Origin of the sequence: Providencia sp. PROV189 (genome assembly GCF_028480065.1) — a bacterium.
GTDB lineage: Bacteria > Pseudomonadota > Gammaproteobacteria > Enterobacterales > Enterobacteriaceae > Providencia > Providencia stuartii.
Window position 1 is genome coordinate 338201 of the sequence record NZ_JAMPOG010000004.1, and the last position, 22144, is coordinate 360344.

The window sequence follows — 22144 nt, forward strand, 5'->3', positions numbered from 1 at the left end:
ATAAAACTCACGATAGCTGATTATTGATTTATCACTTTGTAAAGTTTGTACAAATTTCTTGCCCTGAACGCCAGTTATCCATATAAATCACACACCTTAAGGAATATAAAATAATTTAGCCGATTTTTCTGAAAATCTAGGGTAAAATGTCCCTGCCTTAACAGGTATATTACAAACAGTGTTTAACGTTATACCCGTCATACTTCGAGTTGTCTCCTAATTAGTGGCGCCAATAGCTTCTAAGGGATAGCTACTGGCATTATGTATTGGCTGAGTATAATTAGAATAAAAGGTGAACCTTTTGCAAGGAACTGAACTCCAACAATTTATTATCAATCAGCTTGACGATGCAAAAGCTGAAGATATCATCTCGATCGATGTTCATGGTAAATCAAGTATCACTGATCAAATGATCATCTGCACTGGGACATCAAGTCGTCACTTAATGTCTGTTGCAGACCGGTTAATTGAAGCTTGCCGTAAAAATGGCTTGCACCCACTCGGTGTTGAAGGCCAAGGGGTTTCTGACTGGATTGTGGTTGATCTTGGTGAAGCTATTGTTCATATCATGCAAGACGAAAGCCGTCGTATGTATGAACTTGAGAAACTCTGGAGCTGAGTTTGAAATTACAACTCATTGCTGTAGGTACAAAAATGCCGGACTGGGTTCAGACCGGCTTTATGGATTATCTCCATCGTTTCCCTAAAGATATGCCTTTCGAACTGATTGAGATCCCAGCAGGGAAACGCGGGAAAAACGCAGATATTAAACGCATTCTCGAGAAAGAAGGTGAACTGATGCTGGCAGCCGTCGGCAAAGGTAATCGGATTGTCACATTGGATATACCCGGTGAGAAGTGGGATACCCCAAAACTTGCTAACCAACTTGAAAATTGGAAACAAGATGGCCGCAATGTTAGCCTGCTCATCGGTGGCCCTGAAGGACTTGCACCTGCTTGTAAAGAAGCCGCCATGCAAAGTTGGTCATTATCTCCACTGACACTGCCCCACCCTCTTGTTAGAGTACTTGTTGCAGAAAGTCTTTATCGTGCGTGGAGTATTACGACTAACCACCCTTATCATCGGGAATAGTCAGTTTTTAATATGTTCAATATGGCAGTGGGATGAAAAATCAACGCACCCCTTTTCGCGACCATACAGCAGAATCAATGTTATTTATTCGCCGAGCATTAATTGCATTCGGCGTCATTGTGCTATTAACTGCTGTTCTTGTTACTAATCTCTATCATATACAAGTTGTTCGCCACGAGGATTATCAAACAAGATCGAATGATAACCGGATAAAACTCGTTCCCATTGCCCCTAGCCGCGGGATTATTTATGACCGCAATGGCAGACAATTAGCCTTAAATAGCACCTTTTACCAATTAGAAATTGTGCCTGAAAAAGTGGCCGATCTCCAAGACACGCTGGATAAACTGCGTGATGTCATCGGTCTAACCGATGAGGATATTGCTAACTTTGAAAAAGAGCGTAAACGCTCCCGCCGTTTTACCTCTATCCCCCTAAAAACACAGCTAAACGAAGTACAGGTAGCGCGCTTTGCCGTTAACCAATACCGTTTCCCTGGGCTTGAAGTAAAAAGCTACCAACGTCGCTCCTATCCTTATGGCTCGGCATTGACCCATGTCATTGGTTATGTTGCTAAGATCAACGATAAAGACGTAGAGCGCCTTGATAAAGAAGGAAAACTGCCTAACTATGCCGCCAGCCATGATATCGGTAAATTAGGCATCGAGCGCTACTATGAAGATGTGTTGCATGGGAAAACAGGCTATGAAGAGGTTGAAGTGAATAGCCGCGGGCGTGTTATCCGCCAGCTACATGAGCAACCGCCGCAAGCAGGCCGAGATATCTACTTAACTATCGATCTTGAACTGCAAATTTATATTGAAAAACTGCTGACAACGAGTCGTGCCGCGGTGGTTGTCACTGACCCGCGTAATGGTGAAATATTGGCATTGGTCTCTAACCCAAGCTATGACCCGAACTTATTTGTTAACGGTATATCAAACAAAGACTATCAAGCACTCTTAAACAACCCTGATAGGCCGTTAATTAACCGAACAACTCAAGGCCTTTATCCTCCCGCTTCAACCGTAAAACCTTTTATTTCGGTTGCGGCGTTAAGCGAAAAAGTGATTACCCCTTCAACGACTATCTTTGACCCAGGTTGGTGGCAGCTTCCAGGCTCTGAAAAACGCTATCGTGACTGGAAGCGTTGGGGGCATGGCAAATTAAATGTGGTGAAGTCAATCATTGAGTCTGCGGATACGTTCTTCTATCAAGTCGCCTATGATATGGGGATTGATAGAATATCCGATTGGATGAAGAAATTTGGCTTTGGCGATTATACTGGTATCGACCTTGCCGAAGAGCGAGCAGGTATTATGCCGACTCGAGAGTGGAAGCAAAAACGCTATAAAAAACCTTGGTATCAAGGGGATACTATACCTGTCGGCATTGGACAAGGCTACTGGACCGCAACGCCAATTCAAATGTCAAAAGCCTTGATGACACTCATCAATGACGGTCAAGTGAAAACCCCTCATTTATTGTATGGCACCAAGCTCGGCAATGCGATGGTGCCTTACGAAGATAAAGAGACGGCTCAGATTGGTGATATCCATTCAGGTTATTGGGAGCTCGCGAAGCAAGGAATGTACGGTGTCGCCAATGCACCAAACGGTACAGGAAGACGTAGTTTTATCGGCACGCCATATAAGGCAGCAGCGAAATCAGGAACTGCTCAGGTGTTTAGTTACGAAACCTATAACGCCAGCAAATTAGCCGAGCATTTACGCGATCATAAACTAATGATTGCCTATGCCCCCTACGATAAACCAACCGTTGCGGTCGCCATTATTTTAGAAAATGGTGGCGCTGGCCCTTCTGTCGGCGATATCGTTAGGCAAATATTTGACCATGTTTTATTAGGTGATAATAAAATAGAGGTTAATAGCGTACCAACAGGCACTGAGGAAGACCGTTAACACTATGACAGACGATAAGAAAAAATTATCACTCTCAGCGCGCCTGCACATCGATGTGCCTATGCTGTTAATTATTTTAGCGTTACTTGCTTACAGTGCGTTTATTATGTGGAGTGCTAGCGGGCAAGACCCTGAAATGATGGAAAGAAAATTGGGGCAAATCGCTTCAGGATTTATCGTCATGATCATCATGGCGCAAATTCCTCCGCGCCTATATGAAAACCTTGCCCCTCATTTATATATCTTTTGCGTTATTTTGCTAATTTTTGTCGATGTTTTCGGGCAAATCAGTAAAGGGGCACAACGGTGGCTCGATCTGGGGATTATCCGCTTCCAGCCTTCCGAAATTGCTAAAATAGCGGTTCCTTTGATGGTGGCACGCTTTATGAACCGAGACCTCTGTCCGCCATCACTAAAAAATACCATGATAGCGCTCGTGCTTATTTTTACGCCTACCTTGTTAGTTGCCGCCCAACCCGACCTTGGTACCTCTATCTTAGTTGCCGCATCGGGGATATTTGTGCTCTTTTTAGCAGGAATGAGCTGGCGTTTAATCACTATCGCCGCAACCGCCCTTGCCGCTTTTATTCCGCTATTGTGGTTTTTCTTGATGCATGATTACCAACGAACCCGCGTCATGATGCTACTCGACCCTGAAACCGACCCATTAGGCGCTGGCTATCATATTATCCAATCAAAAATCGCGATTGGTTCTGGGGGGCTGATGGGTAAAGGCTGGCTACATGGAACACAATCACAGCTTGAGTTTCTACCTGAGCGCCATACTGACTTTATTTTTGCCGTATTAGCGGAGGAGCTTGGCTTAATTGGTGTATTGGTCTTACTCGGCTTATATCTGTTACTGATCATGCGTGGGCTTTATATCGCAGCAAACGCACAAAACACCTTTGGTCGCGTCATGGCTGGTGGCTTAATGTTGATCCTCTTTGTTTATGTATTCGTTAATATTGGCATGGTTAGTGGTATCTTACCTGTGGTTGGAGTACCTCTACCGCTCGTCAGTTATGGGGGATCGGCACTGATTGTTTTAATGGCCGGATTCGGTATTATCATGTCTATTCATACACACAGAAAATTTCTTTCCAAGAGTTTATAAAAGAGGCTTAGTATGCGTTTTCAATGGATTATGCTTGGCATTACGACTGCATTGCTTAGTGGTTGTGTCACAGAAGAGAACATTAAGCAGCCTAGTAATGTACCGGCTGTACCTGCTCAAGACGTGCTTGGCGCAGAGCCTCATTATGAGCCTTTTCATCCAACAGCCAACAGTGACTATCAGCGTAACGGCCAGCAATACCAAATTGTTCGCGACGCATCGCAATTTTCACAAGTAGGTTATGCCTCTATCTTTGGTTCAGAGTCAGCAGGGAATATGACAGCAATTGGTGAGCGAGTTAACCCTATTGAATTAACAGCAGCCCACCCGACTTTACCTATTCCAAGCTATGTGCGTATCACTAACATGATGAATGGCCGAATGATGGTTGTTCGTGTGAATGATAGAGGCCCTTATACACAAGGCAAAAGCATCGCTGTTTCTCGCGCCGTTGCTGATCGCCTCAATTTAATGCCAACCACACGCATCAAAATTGATGCTATCCAAGTCGCTCAAGATGGCTCTCTATCAGGACCAGGTACGGTTGGCTCAAACTTTGTTAAACAAAGTTATGCCCTGCCAGGGCGCCCTCAGCTAGGCTCCGGCCCAATGGGAACGCCTGTAATGGAAAATTTACCAACCCCTGAAAATGTGCTCCCCGTGAAACAGCCAACAGCCCCAATGGAGCCCGTTGTGCCTGAAAGCAGCTTAAAAACCCCTGAGCCAGAAGCCCCTCAAGCGACGCCAAGTACTCCTGCCGTTCCTGAAAGAGGTTATTTAGTTCAAGTTGGTGCTATCGGAAATCAAAGCAACGCCAAAACTATGTTGGAAAAATTGAAAAGTCAGTTTGGTGTTCCCGGCCGCTTACAGCCCTACAACAATATTTATCGTGTTCAATTAGGGCCATTTGCAGATAGGCAACAGGCTGTGGATCTACAAGGCCGAATTCAGGCTGAACTAAATCAAACGTCGATGGTTGTCGCTCCATAAGGTAGGTATTCATCACTATTCAAATTATCAGTACCAACAATAATGACGCCTCTTAACCTAAACATATCAAGGGGCTTTTTTATTTGCTCGATAACCGACTAGTAACTTGAAATGTGATCTGTATAAAATATTGTAAAAACATTGGCGCAAGCATTAATCAATCCTTGTACTTTTGCTAAACTGCGCCTCCTTGTGTTAACCGAATTCCGGATGTAACAATACAAACATGAAAAATTTTGCCCCATCACGCACCCTTCGTCATACCTTGCTAGGTGCATCGCTACTTTTCACTATGACACAGGCAAATGCTAACGAGCCATTCCCAAATAGCCCTGTTCCAGCAGTACCTGAAATTGATGCAGAAGCCTATATCTTGATTGATTACAACTCAGGTAAAGTGCTTGCTGAAAAGAATGCGGATCAACGCCGTGACCCTGCGAGTTTGACTAAAATGATGACCAGCTATGTTATTGGTCAAGCGATCAAGTCAGGCAAAATCGGTGCAGAGGATATTGTCACTGTCAACGAAGATGCATGGGCAACAGGTAACCCAATATTTAAGGGTTCCTCATTAATGTTCCTGAAACCCGGCGACCGCGTGAGTGTTTCTCAATTAACTCGTGGAATTAACTTACAATCAGGTAACGATGCTTGTGTTGCCATGGCGGACTATGTCGCGGGTGACCAAGCGAATTTCATCCAATTGATGAATGGCTACGTCAGCAAACTGGGCTTACAAAATACCCATTTTCAAACCGTTCATGGTTTAGATGCTGAAGGCCAATATAGCTCAGCACGTGACATGGCATTACTCGGACAGGCTCTGATACGTGATGTTCCCGATGAATATGCTATCTACAAAGAAAAAGAGTTCACTTTTAACAATATTCGCCAAACTAACCGTAATGGTTTGTTATGGGATAAAAGTCTCTCAGTTGATGGCATTAAAACAGGCCACACTAATGCTGCGGGGTATAATTTAGTTGCCTCCGCAACAGAGGGCCAAATGCGCCTTATTTCCGTCGTAATGGGCGGTAAAAGTATGAAAGGCCGTGATGCAGAAAGTAAAAAACTGCTCACGTATGGCTTCCGCTTTTATGAAACCGTCAAGCCGCTACAAGCGGGGGTTGAGTTTGCCTCCGAGCCTGTTTGGTTTGGTGATGAAAATAACGTTAAACTTGGGGTAACAGAAGATCTGTTCTTAACTATCCCTCGTGGACGTTTAAAAGATCTTAAAGCAAGCTATGATATCTCAACATCCGAGCTAGAAGCACCACTGAAAAAAGGGCAAGCAGTTGGAACTATTAATTTCCAACTTGATGGTAAAACCATCGAACAACGCCCTCTGGTCGTGCTGAAAGATGTGGAAGAAGGTGGCTTTTTCAGTCGTTTAATTGACTATATTAAGTTACTGTTCCATCGCTGGTTTGGCTAACCCTTGAATCAGATATATATCATCCCCATATAGTGTATATCTGAAAGTTTGAAGGGGGGAATCCCCCTTCAAACACTATTATTGTTATTAGGAGCGCCCATGAAAACGAAATTAAACGAACTACTTGAGTTCCCCTGCTCATTCACTTACAAAGTGATGGGATTAGCGGAGCCGGAGCTGGTTGATCAGGTCGTTGAAGTGGTTCAGCGCCATGCTCCGGGCGACTATTCTCCAGAAGTGAAGCCGAGTAGCAAAGGCAATTACCACTCCGTTTCGATTACCATTAATGCAACACATATTGAGCAAATCGAAAAATTATATGAAGAGCTTGGTGCATTAGAGCGCGTTAGAATGGTTCTGTAATTCACTTTGTGTCTTATCAAAAATCGGGTGGCTTAAACCCACTCGGTTTTTTCCTAACGTCTTTTATGTTACTCCCCCCTATATAAAAACTTTCACCGTTTCTGGGTCCAAATACCCGCCTTTTTTTCCCGCTAGATAGCGTTACAGGTTACTTTGCATAGCACAAATAGATTGCGTCAACCCTCAATATAACATTTTCATAACATGACAAAACTGGCGATAACCCGCTACCAGCGTTATACTACTGGCACATTTCTAATGTGGATGTTAAAACATTGTCAGCACGAACCATTATTGTACGTCAATTAGGGCTTGCCCCTTATCAACGCGTTTCTGATGCGATGCACCAGTTCACTGAAAACCGCGACAAAGAGACCGCCGATGAGCTATGGCTTGTCGAACATCCTCGCGTCTTTACCCAAGGCCAAGCAGGTAAGGCTGAACATCTGCTCGCTCCCGGAGAGATCCCCGTGATCCAAAGTGATAGGGGCGGCCAAGTCACTTATCATGGCCCTGGTCAGCAAGTGATGTATGTCATGCTTGATCTCAAACGTAACAAGTTAGGCGTTCGCGATTTAGTCACGGCTCTTGAAACGACGGTTGTGAAGACACTTGCACATTACCAAATTGAAGCTTATCCACGCCCTGATGCCCCCGGCGTGTATATCAATGGTGATAAAGTTTGTTCGCTAGGTCTACGCATTCGAAAAGGTTGCTCTTTCCATGGATTAGCGCTCAATATCAATATGGATCTAGAACCTTTCAACCGCATCAACCCTTGTGGTTATTCGCAATTAAAGATGACACAGATGTGTCATTTCATTCCCAACCTGACATTACCAGATGTTCAACCCGTGCTAATTGAACAGTTCTGTGACACACTGGGATTTCATATTGTTCAATAATGATGCTATAATTTTTTAACATTTTTAAAAAAAATTTTAATGGATAAGTCACGGCTCCCATACTTTTATTCCTAGTATCAACTTATCCAATAACTCAAAAAGATAACTGGAACCGGTATAATTATGAGTAAACCAATTCAGATAGAACGCGGAATTAAATATCGTGACGCCGATAAAATGGCGCTGATCCCTGTTAAAAACGTTGTTACAGAACGTGAAGAGATTCTACGTAAGCCTGATTGGATGAAAATTAGGTTACCGGCTGACTCGACCCGTATTCAGGGGATCAAAGCCGCTATGCGCAAAAATGGCCTGCACTCTGTTTGTGAAGAGGCCTCTTGCCCTAACCTATCTGAATGTTTTAATCACGGTACAGCCACTTTTATGATCCTCGGTGCTATCTGTACACGCCGTTGCCCATTCTGTGATGTTGCCCATGGCCGCCCAAATGCCCCCGATGCTAACGAGCCAGTTAAACTTGCTCAAACCATTAAAGATATGGGGCTTCGCTATGTCGTGATCACCTCGGTGGATCGTGACGATTTACGAGACGGCGGAGCACAGCACTTTGCAGATTGTATTAGCGCTATTCGTGAAAAAAGCCCCTCGATTAAAATCGAAACATTAGTGCCAGATTTTAGAGGCAGAATGGATCGTGCTTTAGAGATCTTGACCGAAACACCACCGGATGTATTTAACCATAACCTTGAGAATGTGCCGCGTCTTTATCGTCAAGTACGTCCCGGCGCAAATTATGATTGGTCATTAAAGCTACTTGAAAGGTTCAAAGAAGCGCATCCAGACATCCCAACCAAATCAGGTTTGATGGTTGGCTTAGGTGAAACTAACGAAGAAATTATTGAAGTAATGCGCGATTTGCGCCGTCATGGCGTTACCATGCTAACGCTTGGTCAGTACCTCCAACCAAGCCGCCATCACCTTCCGGTTAAGCGCTATGTTAGCCCTGCTGAATTTGATGAAATGAAAGAAGAGGCTATGGCGATGGGCTTTACCCACGCGGCTTGTGGTCCGTTCGTACGCTCATCTTACCATGCAGACCTACAAGCCAAAGGCGAAGAAGTTAAATAGTCACGACGTTTATCACCCTGTCTATCAAGCCTCGAAAATTCGAGGCTTTTTTATTTGTGACCCCAAAATCTAAGAGGCAAATAAAACTCGCCCCAGATGAACTGGGGCGAGTTTAGAGGCTGTTCGTTTCTATTTGTTTAAATTACAGAGAGACAACGTTTACAGCAGATGGGCCTTTAGCACCTTCAGTGATTTCAAATTCAACTTTCTGACCTTCTGCTAGGGTTTTGAAACCTTCGCTCGCAATAGCAGAAAAGTGAACAAACACATCTTTGCTGCCATCTTCTGGAGTGATAAAACCGAAACCTTTAGACTCGTTGAACCACTTAACGTTACCTTTAACTTTAGACATCAAATTATTACCTTTAAATAAAAATAGACACACCATCAGTGTCAGGTTCAGTACAACAGATATACAAGTAACTTGTCTACAACCTAGATCACGAAAATTGACAAAATATATAAAAAAATATTATTTATTGGGATAAATTTCTCATTTAACATGAATTATTCTTTATAATAGTAATTAATCCCAATAATAATATTAAACTCACTGAACTAATTAGCATATTCCTTTTCATGCGCTAATAACCAATCCTTGATATCTAACCCTCCGGTATAGCCGACCAGCTTACCGTCATGACCTAATACGCGATGGCAAGGAACAATCAACGAAATCGGATTACGTGAGTTTGCCATCCCCACCGCGCGGCAATAATTCACAGAACCGAGTTTTAAAGCCAGATCCTTATAGCTCCAACGCTCACCAAAAGGAATACTACAAAGGTGCCCCCATACTTTCTTTTGAAATTCAGTGCCTTGTGGATTTAACTTTACCGTGAATTCTTTACGTTGATGGTTAAAATATTCTGTCAGTTGTTTAACACACAACTCAGAATGCGTATTTTTCTGTTCTGGATAACTCTTTTGCTCAACAAAATAGATACTGGTTACCCCCTCGTCATCCGCCGTGATTTGTACCCACGGTTTAGGAAATTTTTCCGGTGCAGCCAAATATTGACAATACATAATATCCCCTTAAGAGAGTGCGATTATCTGATCGTATATACAGTTATAAACTGTATTATTTCTACTTGGCAATAATATTTTTTCTCAGACTTGATAACAGAACTATTCAAATCCTCAAAATTTAATTTTCCAATATAAATAACTACCTAGCCATTAATTAGAATAATTATCATTCAATATTTCCATACCACTATATATTGTGTGGTTGAAAAAAAATAGATCTATATATAGTCTTTAAATACCAATCATCACACTACTGATAGTATTCAGTACACCTAAAGGTACTTAATATGGCCATTATTACGATTTACAGTAAACCCGACTGCGTTCAATGTCATGCCACTTACCAAGCCCTAGAACGTAAAAGCATTCCATATCAGGTCATCGACCTCACTCAAGATGATGAAGCTCTACAGTTTGTTCGCAAATTGGGTTACCAGCAAGTTCCTGTTGTCGTTGCTGATCAAGAGCATTGGTCCGGCTTTCGCCCTGATATGATCAGCCGCCTTTCAGCTTAGGAGCGGATTATGCAAACGGAATCACTCATCTATTTTTCGAGCCGTTCTGGCAACTGTCACCGTTTTGTTGAAAAGGTTGGGCTGCCAGCAACACGTTTGCCTATCGGTGAACAACAAAGCAGCATCATTGCCACCACACCATTTGTCCTGCTCCTTCCGACCTATGGGGGAGGTGGCAGCCGAGGTGCAGTTCCGAAAGAAGTGATCCGTTTTTTGAATATTGAATCAAATCGACGATTAATTCGTGGGGTTATTGCCGCTGGTAACACTAATTTTGGCGAAGCTTATGCGATTGCGGGCGATATCATCGCCACAAAGTGCCAAGTTCCCTACTTATATCGATTTGAATTATTAGGCACGGAGCGCGATGTGCAACGTGTCCGTGATGGACTAAATGCCTTTTGGCAACAAAGACATAATTAGAGCTAATTCAATGGAAAACACCAAAAACAAGACCACTGTTGATTATCATGCACTTAATGCCATGTTGAATTTGTACAACAGTGCGGGCGAGATCCAGTTTGAGAAAGATAAAGAAGCGGCTCACCACTATTTTCGCCAACATGTAAATCAAAATACTGTCTTTTTTCATGACTTAAAAGAGAAGCTCGATTTCTTAGTTAATGAAAATTATTATGAACCACAAGTCATTGAACAATATGATTTTGCCTTTATCAAGAAGCTTTTTAAGCAAGCCTATGCACATAAATTCCGTTTTCAAACTTTTTTAGGTGCATTCAAATACTACACCAGCTACACCTTAAAAACCTTTGATGGCAAACGTTACCTTGAACGCTATGAAGATCGTGTTTGCATGGTTGCGCTAACACTCGCTCAAGGTAATCAAGCACTTGCTAGCTATTTAGTCGACGAAATTATCAGTGGACGCTTTCAACCGGCCACCCCTACTTTCCTTAACTGTGGGAAAAAACAACGCGGAGAGCTGGTTTCCTGCTTCTTACTGCGTATTGAAGACAACATGGAATCAATTGGTCGTTCCGTCAATTCAGCGCTACAGCTATCAAAACGTGGTGGTGGTGTTGCTTTTCTGATGACCAACCTGCGGGAACAAGGCGCGCCGATCAAGCTGATCGAAAACCAATCCTCTGGCGTCGTTCCGGTCATGAAAATGTTAGAGGATGCCTTTTCCTACGCAAATCAATTAGGGGCACGACAAGGTGCAGGCGCTGTCTATCTGCATGCTCATCACCCTGACATCATGCGTTTTCTGGATACTAAGCGGGAAAATGCCGATGAAAAAATTCGCATTAAAACATTATCACTTGGTGTAGTGATCCCTGATATTACTTTCCAATTGGCGAAAGAAAACAAAGAGATGTATCTGTTTTCACCTTATGATATTGAACGTGAATATGGCGTTCCCATGTCAGAAATCAGCGTGACTGAAAAATATCATGAGATGGTCAATAATAAGGCCATAAAAAAATACAAAATCAACGCACGCGAATTCTTCCAAACTCTCGCCGAAATCCAATTTGAGTCTGGTTATCCTTATATTTTATTTGAAGATACGGCGAATCGTGCGAACCCAATAGCGGGACGCATTAATATGAGTAACTTGTGCTCAGAAATTCTGCAAGTTAATCGCCCTAGCTTCTATGAAGACGATTTAAGTTACCGCGAAGTCGGGAAAGATATCAGTTGTAACTTAGGCTCCATGAATATAGCCAAAATGATGGATGCTCCCGATTTTGCCCAATCCGTTGCCATTGCGATCAGAGCGCTAACGGCGGTCTCCGATATGAGCCATATTCGCTCAGTGCCTTCTATCGAACAAGGTAACCATCAATCCCACGCCATTGGGCTTGGGCAAATGAACTTACATGGCTATCTTGCAAGAGAGCGTATCCACTATGGTTCAGAAGAAGCGCTTGATTTCACTAATATCTATTTTTATACCATCACTTATCATGCTTTAAAAACTTCAAATCAATTGGCAATTGAACGCAAAGCCACTTTTAAAGGTTTCGAGCATTCTGAGTATGCCAATGGTCGTTATTTTGATAAATATATCAACCAAAGCTGGCTACCAAAAACACAAACCGTTCAGGAATTATTCCGACGTTCGGGCATCGAAATTCCAACTCAGGCGGATTGGCTATCATTGAAACAATCAGTGATGGAGCACGGTATTTATAACCAAAACTTACAGGCAATTCCGCCTACTGGTTCAATATCTTATATCAATAACTCAACATCGAGTATTCACCCGATAGTTGCCCGGATAGAGATCCGTAAAGAGGGGAAAATAGGTCGCGTCTACTACCCTGCCCCATTTATGAATAATGATAACCTTGAATATTATCAAGATGCTTATCAAATTGGCCCTGAAAAAATCATCGATACCTATGCCGTTGCCACACAACATGTCGACCAAGGGCTATCTCTAACCTTGTTCTTCAAAGACGATGCAACAACTCGCGATATCAACCGCGCTCAGATCTACGCGTGGCGTAAAGGTATAAAAACCTTGTATTACATTAGGCTTCGCCAAACCGCCCTAGAAGGCACAGAAATTGACGGTTGTGTTTCATGTACGCTTTAAAAGGAAAATCAGTATGACAACGCACATTTCATCTGCACCAGTTAAAGCGATCAACTGGAATCGAATCGAAGATGATAAAGATTTGGAGGTCTGGAACCGCTTAACCACCAACTTTTGGTTACCAGAGAAAATACCTCTATCAAACGATATCTCTTCATGGAATACATTAACGGCTGCCGAGCAACAGTTAACTATCCGAGTCTTTACTGGGTTAACGCTGCTCGACACAATTCAAAATACCGTTGGCGCACCGAGCCTCATGTCCGATGCCCTTACACCACATGAAGAAGCGGTATTATCAAATATCAGTTTTATGGAAGCAGTACACGCTCGCTCTTATAGTTCTATATTTTCAACGCTTTGCTCAACTAGCGATGTTGATGATGCTTATCGTTGGAGTGAAGAAAATTCTGCGCTACAAAATAAGGCAAAAATCATTATGTCTTATTACTGTGATTCACATCCATTAAAGAAAAAAGTCGCAAGTGTTTTTTTAGAATCATTTTTATTTTATTCGGGATTCTATTTACCTATGTATTGGTCCAGTCGAGGCAAGTTAACCAATACTGCTGACCTCATTCGTTTAATTATTCGTGATGAGGCAATTCACGGCTATTATATTGGTTATAAATTTCAGAAATCCTTATTAAAATATGATGAAAAAACACAGAAGGAAATTAAAGATTTTACTTTCAGTTTACTTTTTGATTTATATGAAAATGAAGTGAATTATACACAAGAATTATATGACACTGTTGGTTGGACAGAGGATGTTAAAAAGTTCCTTCATTATAATGCCAATAAGGCATTAATGAATTTAGGTTATGAAGCCCTATTTCCCGATGTGGTTACTGATGTTAGCCCAGCAATATTATCGGCACTTTCACCGGATGCAAATGAGAATCATGACTTCTTTTCGGGTTCAGGATCTTCATATGTCATTGGCAAAGCAGTAAGCACCGAAGATGATGATTGGGATTTTTAATCAATCAATTTAGTTAACCGATTGTTTTAAACATCCTAAATAAGCATATCCCGCTGAATAATAATAACTTTATTTTGCGGGATATCTTTTAGTATAAAAAACCATCATGACAACTCGAAATTTACATGTTTTACTGTTAAATAATTCATTTTTAATATGCATATCAGGCAATAATTTTTAAGAATAAGTATTTTCGCTTAAAAATTAATTAATATAACTAATCAATAAGGCCTTATATTGAAATTATTTTCAATTTTATTTGCTAATTGACCTAACCGTTATAATCTCTATTCTTTTTAATTTGTTATGGTTAGTTTTCAAATGCACAATAGTAAAATAAATGTATATACAACAAAACGTTAACCTATTTATTTTGAAAATAAATCACCTTAATGTTGAATCCCATAAAAACAACACTTTCCTAATTTGTATTCTATTTTTACTCGCTATTTTTTTGATTAATACTCCTTAACCAAGGGTTGTCAGCTCAATTTATTATGCTAGGTTATATTGCTTGTTTATTTTTCTAATAATTTTAAGTGGAGCCGTTGAATTCAAATCATAATTATTAAATTCACCTTAAGCGAAATAGGAATATCTACCCTAAATATTTTCAACCAATAGTCTAAAGCTGATAATCGAGTTTTTGGCCAATTGATAAAAAGACCAGTTTCATTCGATAAGTGCTTTGAACAATTTATTAATTGAAAAATGGGTAATTACTGTATGCCAATAAAATTAGAAGTTAAAAATTTATATAAAATTTTTGGGGAACACCCTGATCAAGCCTTCAAACTTTTAGAATCAGGAATGAGCAAAGATGATATCTTTGAAAAAACAGGCCAAACGGTTGGTGTTCAAGATGCAAATTTAGCCATTAATGAGGGTGAAATCTTTGTTGTGATGGGGCTTTCGGGATCTGGGAAATCAACATTGGTACGGCTTCTCAATCGCCTAATTGAACCCACCAGCGGACAAGTGCTGATTGATGGTGAAGATATCTCGAATATTTCAGAAAAAGCGCTACGTCAGGTCAGACGCACAAAAATCAGTATGGTGTTCCAATCCTTTGCGCTCATGCCACATATGAATGTTCTCGATAACACCGCTTTTGGTATGGAACTCTCGGGGATCTCAAAAGAGCTGCGTCATCAAAAAGCAATGGATGCCCTTCGACAAGTTAACCTTGAAAAATGGGCTTACTCTTATCCTGATGAATTATCCGGCGGTATGAGGCAGCGTATTGGTCTTGCACGAGCCTTGGCAAATGATCCCGATATCTTGTTAATGGATGAAGCCTTTTCTGCGTTAGATCCCTTGATCCGAACCGAAATGCAAGATGAGTTGCTCTCTCTTCAAGGTGATAAACAACGCACCATTGTGTTTATCTCCCACGACCTTGATGAAGCCATGCGCATAGGAGACCGAATTGCCATCATGCAAGGTGGTGTCGTTGTGCAAATAGGCACTCCCGATGAGATACTCAATAATCCCGCGAATGATTACGTCAAAACCTTCTTCCGTGGTGTTGATATTAGTCAGGTCTTTAGTGCCAAAGATATTGCGCGACGAAGAGCCGATGCCCTATTGCATATTGCGCCTGGTTTTGGCCCACGTTCCGCATTGAAAGTGCTTAATGATGATGACCGATACTATGGTTATCTCATCTCTCGAGGACACACATTTGCAGGTGTCGTATCTGTTGAATCACTCGAAAAAGCGCTACAAAACAACCAAGGCATTGAATCAGCGGTGATTTCTAGCATAGAACCAATTCAGGGAGAAACCCCACTCAATGAGGTCATCTCAACCGTTGCACAAGCTCCCTGCGCCGTTCCCGTTATTAATGAAAAAAATCGCTATCTTGGTGTGATATCGAAGGGAATGCTACTACAGGCGCTGGATAAGGAGACTTCTAATGAGCAATAACACGAATGAGCGTAAAGCTGACTATCAGGATCCGTGGGCAGAAACCCAAGCAGATGAGACATCGCAACAAAATAATGCGACGGATACCACTTCAGGCAGCGACCCTTGGTCAACAAGTTCCGAAAGCCAAACATCAACAGAGAGTGATCCGTGGGGAAGTACAGCAGATACTTCAACACCGTCAGATACAGGCGGAAGCGATTGGCTGGATGCGGCTCCCACTGAGGGAATAAATACAGAACATTTTGATATTATGGATCCTTTTCAACATACTCTGATCCCACTTGACTCTTGGGTCACTCAGGCTATTGATTGGATCGTGTTGCATTTCCGTCCTGTTTTTCAGGGGATCCGTATTCCTATTGATTTTATCCTTAGCGGCTTTGAGCAGCTTTTAACCTCACTACCGTCACCGATTGCGATTATTTTATTTGCGTTGATAGCATGGCAACTGGCAGGCCGTGTCATGGGCATTGCAACATTTGTGTCGATGATTGTGATTGGTGCTATCGGGGCTTGGTCAGAAGCGATGGTAACACTCTCTCTGGTGCTAACCTCGTTACTCTTTTGCTTAATTATTGGCTTACCACTCGGCATATGGCTAGCCCGTAGTGATAAAGCCGCCAGCATTGTTAGGCCGATCCTTGATGCGATGCAAACAACACCAGCATTCGTATATTTAGTACCGATTGTTATGCTTTTTGGTATTGGTAATGTGCCCGGTGTTGTCGTCACCATCATCTTTGCGCTACCGCCTATTATCCGTTTGACTATTTTAGGTATCAAACAAGTTCCCGCAGACTTGATTGAAGCAGCAGAATCCTTCGGCGCCAGCCCTCGTCAGCTACTCTTTAAAGTCCAACTGCCTTTGGCGATGCCAACCATTATGGCTGGTGTTAACCAAACCTTGATGTTAGCACTTTCCATGGTCGTTATCGCCTCCATGATTGCCGTCGGTGGCTTAGGTCAAATGGTATTACGTGGTATCGGTCGTCTCGATATGGGACTCGCGTCCGTCGGTGGTGTGGGCATTGTTATCCTCGCGATTGTGCTTGACCGATTAACGCAGTCACTTGGCAAAAATTCGCGTAGTAAAGCCTCAACTCGCTGGTATCAACAAGGCCCCATCGGCCTTATCACGCGCCCATTTAGCCGAAAATCACATTAAGTTTTTGCTCTTCTATTCACGATAGAGCCGACAATCGGCTCTTCGCTTGCCAAGGCAAGCCCAAACGACAAACAGAGGTATCAATAATGAAAAAACCAATGATATTGGCAACTGCCCTGACAGCCTTACTTGCCGTTCCATTTGCTCATGCAGAAGATCTTCCCGGTAAAGGGGTAAAAATCACCCCGGTACAAAGTACCATCAGCGAAGAAACGTTCCAAACGCTGTTAGTGGCAAAAGCCCTTGAGAAACTCGGTTATGAAGTCGAGCCGATTAAAGAGGTCGACTACAATGTGGCTTATGCTTCCATTGCCAATGGGGATGCAACCTATTTGGCGGTAAGCTGGGTGCCATTACATGATGCACAATATAACGCGGCAGGGGGTGATAAGGTCTTTTACCGCCAAGGTGATTATGTCGTGAATGCGGCACAAGGTTATCTCATCGATAAGAAAACCGCCGAAAAATACAAAATCACCAATATTGATCAGTTAAAAGATCCAAAAATAGCCAAATTATTCGATACCGATGGTAATGGTAAAGCAGACCTAACGGGTTGTAACCCAGGCTGGGGCTGTGAAGCGGCGATTAACAACCATCTAAAAGCTTATGGTTTAGAAAAAACCGTTGAGCACAATCAAGGCAACTACGCCGCTATGATGGCAGACACCATCACTCGTTACAAAGAAGGTAAACCTATCCTGTACTACACATGGACGCCTTACTGGATCAGTGATGTGCTCAAACCAGGTCGTGATGTGGTTTGGTTAGAAGTACCGTTCTCATCAATGCCAAATGGTGACAAAACCGACACCGCATTACCGAACGGTAAAAATTACGGCTTCCCACCAAACACAATGCATATCGTCGCCAATAAAAAATGGGCCGAAAAGAACCCTGCGGCAGCTAAGTTATTCGAGATCATGAAACTCCCTATTGCAGATATCAACGCTCAAAACTTGAGAATGCATAATGGAGAAGCTTCGCAATCGGATATTCGCCGTCACACCGATGCGTGGATCAAAGCCCATCAATCCACTTTTGATGGTTGGGTAGAGCAAGCACGCAAAGCTGCTGAAAAATAATATCTGCCAGTGATGAGTCTTCTAAGCCACCTTTTTAGGTGGCTTCTTTGCACGCTCTCCAACTTATAGAATTATTTTATTAATAGATAAAATGTTCCCATTCATAACTCAAAATTGTTTTATAGTAGAGGCCTTATGAATGATGAGTAGATATTGAATGAATAAGGCACCACAAGCAGAACTCACTCCGGGTTTAGTCATATTAATGGCCATCGCAACAGGCCTCGTCGTTGCTAGTAACTACTACGCGCAACCCCTTCTAGACACTATCGCCACTCAATTTAACCTGACCACAAATATGGCGGGGTTTATTGTGACTGTCGCCCAATTAGGCTATGCAGTAGGTCTACTTTTTTTAGTTCCCCTAGGTGATATCTTTGAGCGTAAAGGCCTGATATTAACAATGACATCCTTGTCAGCTATCGGCTTACTTATCACCGCGCTCTCAAATAATATCTGGCAAATTCTTGTTGGAACGGCACTCACAGGGCTATTTTCAGTTGTTGCTCAAGTGCTCATCCCAATGGCAGCCTCGCTGGCAAAACCTCATCAAAGAGGGAAATCTGTCGGTATCATCATGAGTGGATTGCTATTAGGGATCTTACTCGCTAGAACAATTTCCGGCGCCGTCGCTATGGTAGGAGGATGGCGAACCATTTATTGGGTCGCTTTTGCCCTACTTATTATCTTAATTATTGTGCTTGCGATTAAACTGCCTCGTTATCATCAAAAAGCAAACCTAAATTACTTCCAGTTGCTGTTTTCAATAGGTCGACTCTTTTTTGGAACCCCTGTGTTGGCCGTTCGTGCGCTATTGGGCGCCCTATCCTTCGCCAATTTCGCATTACTTTGGACTGCCATGGCTTTTCTACTTGCCAGCCCACCTTTTAGTTTTTCAGAAGGAACTATCGGCCTTTTTGGCTTAGTTGGTGCTGCCGGAGCATTCATGGCTTCCCAAGCTGGTCATCTCGTCGATAAAGGTAAAGGAAAACGAGTGACAACCATCGGCTTAATTTTATTGCTTCTGTCATGGATCCCAATTGGATTTGCAAAGGATTCACTGATTGCTTTTATTATTGGCGTCTTAATACTTGACCTGGCTATTCAAGCTGTCCATGTCACTAACCAAAGTACTCTATACCGTATTTTACCTGATGCGCGTAATCGTATTACCGCAGGCTATATGACGAGCTATTTTATTGGTGGTGCACTTGGCTCTTTATTATCTGGCTATGCTTACGAAAAAGCAGGTTGGGAAGGCGTTGCCATCGCTGGCGGCATATTATGTGTGATCAGTTTGATTATTTGGGCAATAGGTATTCGCTTTGACCCCACCATATACCCATCCGATGAATAAAATATACTCGCAAGGAGTGTCTTTTTTTAGGCACTCTTTATAAACCCTGCCATAAATCTATCAGAAAATATAATGCATCGGTAAAAATACTTAATTTATACTTAATATCTCATTCTCCGCGTTCTCTCTTTATAATCACAAATTTTTGCCAATGATTTTATTTTGCAATAATTACATAGGCAAAAATCATCAAATGACACAGTTAAACAAAAAATATACCTTTCTATAAAGTTATAATGTAATTTATATAAATTACTATTTCTTGTAGTTATTGTAATCAATATGTTAGTTGTCACCTAACAATACTAAGTAACAGAGGAAAGGTTTACAAATGTCATGAAATCATGACACTAAGGAGAGTGCAGCAGTATAATTACGTGATTTTATTTTGTTTTACTCGGTTATTATCATGATGAAAAATAAAGCAAAATGATGATTTTATTATACGTAAATAATTTAAAAGGCAGAAGAGTATAATTAAGCTATACTAAATTTAGCAAATTACATTCATAAAATTTATGAATTATGTATCATTATCAAAATAAATTTGATGGTATCAATTAACTACAATTGCTAATTTTAGCTTTTGATATACCATTTAGATGGTTGATGACAGTTGTAATCTTACCAACTGAAACTAATAAGGTATCTAAATAATGGAAAGTTCATTTACTCCGACTGAAGAGTTACTTAATGCTCGCGTCGCACAGCAAAGTTCACACAGCAATCCCATTCCCTATCAGGAGATCCTCCTAACACGCCTTTGTATGCATGTTCATGGCAAGCTCCTTGAGTCTCGTAATAATATGCTCAAAGCTCAAGGGATTAATGAAACACTGTTTATGGCGTTAATGATCCTAGATACAAAAGATTCCCGCAGTATTCAACCTTCTGAGCTAAGCGCTGCTTTGGGATCCTCACGCACTAATGCAACCCGTATTGCCGATGAACTGGAAAAAAATGGTTGGATTGAACGTAAAGAAAGTCACAATGACCGTCGTTGTTTGCATCTTCACCTAACTGAAAAAGGCTCTGAATTTTTAGCAGGGTTATTGCCTCCTCAGCATGCAGCCTTAAAAGATATTTGGTCAGTATTAGATGCTGAAGAACAACAACAACTGAATAAGTTGATGCGTAAGTTGCTAATAAAGCTAGATACTGTTAAAGATTATAGTAAATAATTAACCATTGTATTTTTGTGGGTAATGTATTTGAGGCATTTATAAGCAAAAAGGCGAAAAAAGACTTTTCTGTCTGAAAGATTTCGTTATCCTTTCTAACTTGTGCTTACGATATCCCATCAAGCAAATATTTCAATTGTTGTCTTAGTTTCCAGTGGTTAATGTTAACTGCTGGGAACATTCGTGATCTAAAATGCCGATGAGCGGAGAAACACCCAATGAGTGCCCATGAGGAAATGCAACCAACCCAAAATCCACAACCAAATAAAAAAAGAAAACGCAGAAATGCTTTAATGTTTCTCACATTCCTTTTTATTGCTATTGGCGTTGGCTGGGCAATATACTGGTTCCTTGTTTTACGCCATTATGAAACGACTGATAACGCTTACGTTGCAGGTAACCAAGTTCAAATTCAATCTCAAATTTCTGGCAGTGTTATGACGGTGAATGTCGATAACACCGATTTCGTCAAAAGCGGTACAGTATTAGTAGAGCTTGACCCTCGAGATGCTCAACTTGCATTAGAAAAAGCCAAAACCACTTTAGCAAACAGCGTTCGTCAAACCCACCAGCAGATAGTGAATAGCCGCCAATATCAAGCGAATATTGATATGAAGCGCTCTGAGCTAATTAGTCTACAAAACGATTTAAAACGCCGTGAAGTCCTTGGCAGCAGTAACCTAATCGGGAAAGAAGAACTGCAACACGCTCGCGAAGCCGTTGTCAGCGCTAAAGCAGCGCTCGAAGTGGCTATTGAGCAACTCAATGCAAACAAAGCGATCATTCTAGATACTCCACTCGAAAAACAGCCGGCTGTCGAAGCTGCCGCAACAGAAGTTAGGAACACATGGTTAGCATTGCAGAGAACTAAAATTGTCAGCCCTGTGGATGGTTATGTCTCACGCCGTAGCGTACAAGTCGGCTCACAAATTACGACTTCAACACCGTTGATGGCTATCGTTCCTTCTGAAGGTATGTGGATTGATGCCAATTTCAAAGAAACCCAACTTGCCGATATGCGCATTGGACAGCCCGTTAAAGTAACGACTGATTTTTATGGTAAAAATATTGTTTTCAATGGCACCGTAGCAGGGTTAGATATGGGAACAGGTAGCGCATTTTCATTACTGCCTGCTCAAAACGCTACAGGGAATTGGATCAAAGTAGTTCAACGCTTACCCGTCCGTATCGTATTAGACCCGGCTCAATTGGAGCAATATCCATTACGTATTGGCTTATCGACAGAAGTGACGGTAGACACGCTTAATAAAGATGGCAAAGTGCTATCAAAAGGTATGCGTGAAGCGCCTGCATATCACACCTCTGCACTTGCCATAGATATGTCTCCTGCAGACAAAATAGTTACTGAGATTATTAACAATAACTCAGGCAACAAATAATCCGAGGTGTAAT

General features: G+C 41.9%; 21 protein-coding genes. 19 read left to right on the top strand and 2 right to left on the bottom strand.

Annotation, left to right across the window (positions count from 1 at the left end; all coding sequences use genetic code 11):
- Positions 1 to 292 precede the first annotated feature (292 nt).
- The 9 genes from rsfS to lipA all read left to right on the top strand — a co-directional run bounded on the left by rsfS (position 293) and on the right by lipA (position 8913).
- Complete coding sequence (rsfS, locus tag PR833_RS03925) at positions 293 to 619, top strand: ribosome silencing factor (protein ID WP_004917626.1); 327 nt, start codon at positions 293 to 295, stop codon at positions 617 to 619.
- 2 nt (positions 620 to 621) lie between these two features.
- Complete coding sequence (gene rlmH / locus PR833_RS03930) at positions 622 to 1092, top strand: 23S rRNA (pseudouridine(1915)-N(3))-methyltransferase RlmH (protein ID WP_004917624.1); 471 nt, start codon at positions 622 to 624, stop codon at positions 1090 to 1092.
- Positions 1093 to 1124: 32 nt separating this feature from the next.
- A complete protein-coding gene (gene mrdA, locus PR833_RS03935; RefSeq protein WP_004917620.1) occupies positions 1125 to 3014 on the top strand; it encodes a peptidoglycan DD-transpeptidase MrdA in 1890 nt (629 codons plus the stop codon).
- A gap of 4 nt (positions 3015 to 3018) precedes the next feature.
- Positions 3019 to 4131, top strand: coding sequence for a peptidoglycan glycosyltransferase MrdB (gene mrdB, locus PR833_RS03940; protein WP_004917618.1), 1113 nt, complete (start codon positions 3019 to 3021; stop codon positions 4129 to 4131).
- A 12-nt stretch (positions 4132 to 4143) separates the two neighbouring features.
- On the top strand, positions 4144 to 5121 hold the full coding sequence (rlpA, locus tag PR833_RS03945; RefSeq protein ID WP_014657710.1) for an endolytic peptidoglycan transglycosylase RlpA: 978 nt from the start codon (positions 4144 to 4146) through the stop codon (positions 5119 to 5121).
- 226 nt (positions 5122 to 5347) lie between these two features.
- Positions 5348 to 6556: a D-alanyl-D-alanine carboxypeptidase DacA gene (dacA, locus tag PR833_RS03950; RefSeq protein WP_004917615.1), complete on the top strand. Its 1209-nt coding sequence runs from the start codon at positions 5348 to 5350 to the stop codon at positions 6554 to 6556.
- Between the two features lie 99 nt (positions 6557 to 6655).
- Positions 6656 to 6919, top strand: coding sequence for a DUF493 family protein YbeD (gene ybeD, locus PR833_RS03955; RefSeq protein WP_004917614.1), 264 nt, complete (start codon positions 6656 to 6658; stop codon positions 6917 to 6919).
- Between the two features lie 260 nt (positions 6920 to 7179).
- Positions 7180 to 7824: a lipoyl(octanoyl) transferase LipB gene (gene lipB, locus PR833_RS03960; RefSeq protein ID WP_014657709.1), complete on the top strand. Its 645-nt coding sequence runs from the start codon at positions 7180 to 7182 to the stop codon at positions 7822 to 7824.
- 123 nt (positions 7825 to 7947) lie between these two features.
- Positions 7948 to 8913: a lipoyl synthase gene (gene lipA / locus PR833_RS03965; protein WP_004917612.1), complete on the top strand. Its 966-nt coding sequence runs from the start codon at positions 7948 to 7950 to the stop codon at positions 8911 to 8913.
- A gap of 142 nt (positions 8914 to 9055) precedes the next feature.
- On the opposite strand, the gene cspE is transcribed toward lipA, so the two are convergent.
- Together cspE and PR833_RS03975 are read right to left on the bottom strand one after the other, a co-directional pair.
- Positions 9056 to 9265 carry a transcription antiterminator/RNA stability regulator CspE gene (cspE, locus tag PR833_RS03970; RefSeq protein WP_014657708.1) on the bottom strand — a complete coding sequence of 70 codons (210 nt, stop codon included), beginning with the start codon at positions 9263 to 9265 and terminating at the stop codon, positions 9056 to 9058.
- A 206-nt stretch (positions 9266 to 9471) separates the two neighbouring features.
- Entirely contained in the window at positions 9472 to 9942 is a 471-nt protein-coding gene (locus PR833_RS03975; protein ID WP_004917609.1) for a methylated-DNA--[protein]-cysteine S-methyltransferase, read from the bottom strand.
- Positions 9943 to 10232: 290 nt separating this feature from the next.
- On the opposite strand from PR833_RS03975, the gene nrdH reads away from it, so the two are divergent.
- The 10 genes from nrdH to emrA all read left to right on the top strand — a co-directional run bounded on the left by nrdH (position 10233) and on the right by emrA (position 22131).
- Positions 10233 to 10460, top strand: coding sequence for a glutaredoxin-like protein NrdH (nrdH, locus tag PR833_RS03980; RefSeq protein WP_014657707.1), 228 nt, complete (start codon positions 10233 to 10235; stop codon positions 10458 to 10460).
- Between the two features lie 9 nt (positions 10461 to 10469).
- Positions 10470 to 10883: a class Ib ribonucleoside-diphosphate reductase assembly flavoprotein NrdI gene (gene nrdI / locus PR833_RS03985; protein WP_004917606.1), complete on the top strand. Its 414-nt coding sequence runs from the start codon at positions 10470 to 10472 to the stop codon at positions 10881 to 10883.
- Between the two features lie 10 nt (positions 10884 to 10893).
- On the top strand, positions 10894 to 13026 hold the full coding sequence (gene nrdE, locus PR833_RS03990) for a class 1b ribonucleoside-diphosphate reductase subunit alpha (RefSeq protein WP_071599640.1): 2133 nt from the start codon (positions 10894 to 10896) through the stop codon (positions 13024 to 13026).
- Between the two features lie 13 nt (positions 13027 to 13039).
- Entirely contained in the window at positions 13040 to 14011 is a 972-nt protein-coding gene (gene nrdF, locus PR833_RS03995; protein ID WP_004917602.1) for a class 1b ribonucleoside-diphosphate reductase subunit beta, read from the top strand.
- Positions 14012 to 14737: 726 nt separating this feature from the next.
- Positions 14738 to 15940, top strand: a complete 1203-nt coding sequence (proV, locus tag PR833_RS04000) for a glycine betaine/L-proline ABC transporter ATP-binding protein ProV (protein ID WP_061064333.1) — start codon at positions 14738 to 14740, stop codon at positions 15938 to 15940.
- The gene (gene proW / locus PR833_RS04005; RefSeq protein WP_014657705.1) at positions 15930 to 17108 is read left to right on the top strand and encodes a glycine betaine/L-proline ABC transporter permease ProW; all 1179 of its coding nucleotides are present in this window, start codon (positions 15930 to 15932) and stop codon (positions 17106 to 17108) included. Before proV ends, proW begins: the two co-directional genes overlap by 11 nt.
- A gap of 86 nt (positions 17109 to 17194) precedes the next feature.
- A complete protein-coding gene (proX, locus tag PR833_RS04010; protein ID WP_053110342.1) occupies positions 17195 to 18193 on the top strand; it encodes a glycine betaine/L-proline ABC transporter substrate-binding protein ProX in 999 nt (332 codons plus the stop codon).
- 157 nt (positions 18194 to 18350) lie between these two features.
- Entirely contained in the window at positions 18351 to 19550 is a 1200-nt protein-coding gene (locus tag PR833_RS04015; RefSeq protein ID WP_004917593.1) for an MFS transporter, read from the top strand.
- Between the two features lie 656 nt (positions 19551 to 20206).
- Complete coding sequence (mprA, locus tag PR833_RS04020) at positions 20207 to 20731, top strand: transcriptional repressor MprA (RefSeq protein ID WP_004917591.1); 525 nt, start codon at positions 20207 to 20209, stop codon at positions 20729 to 20731.
- Between the two features lie 218 nt (positions 20732 to 20949).
- Positions 20950 to 22131 carry a multidrug efflux MFS transporter periplasmic adaptor subunit EmrA gene (gene emrA / locus PR833_RS04025; protein WP_004917588.1) on the top strand — a complete coding sequence of 394 codons (1182 nt, stop codon included), beginning with the start codon at positions 20950 to 20952 and terminating at the stop codon, positions 22129 to 22131.
- The last annotated feature ends 13 nt before the right edge of the window (positions 22132 to 22144 follow it).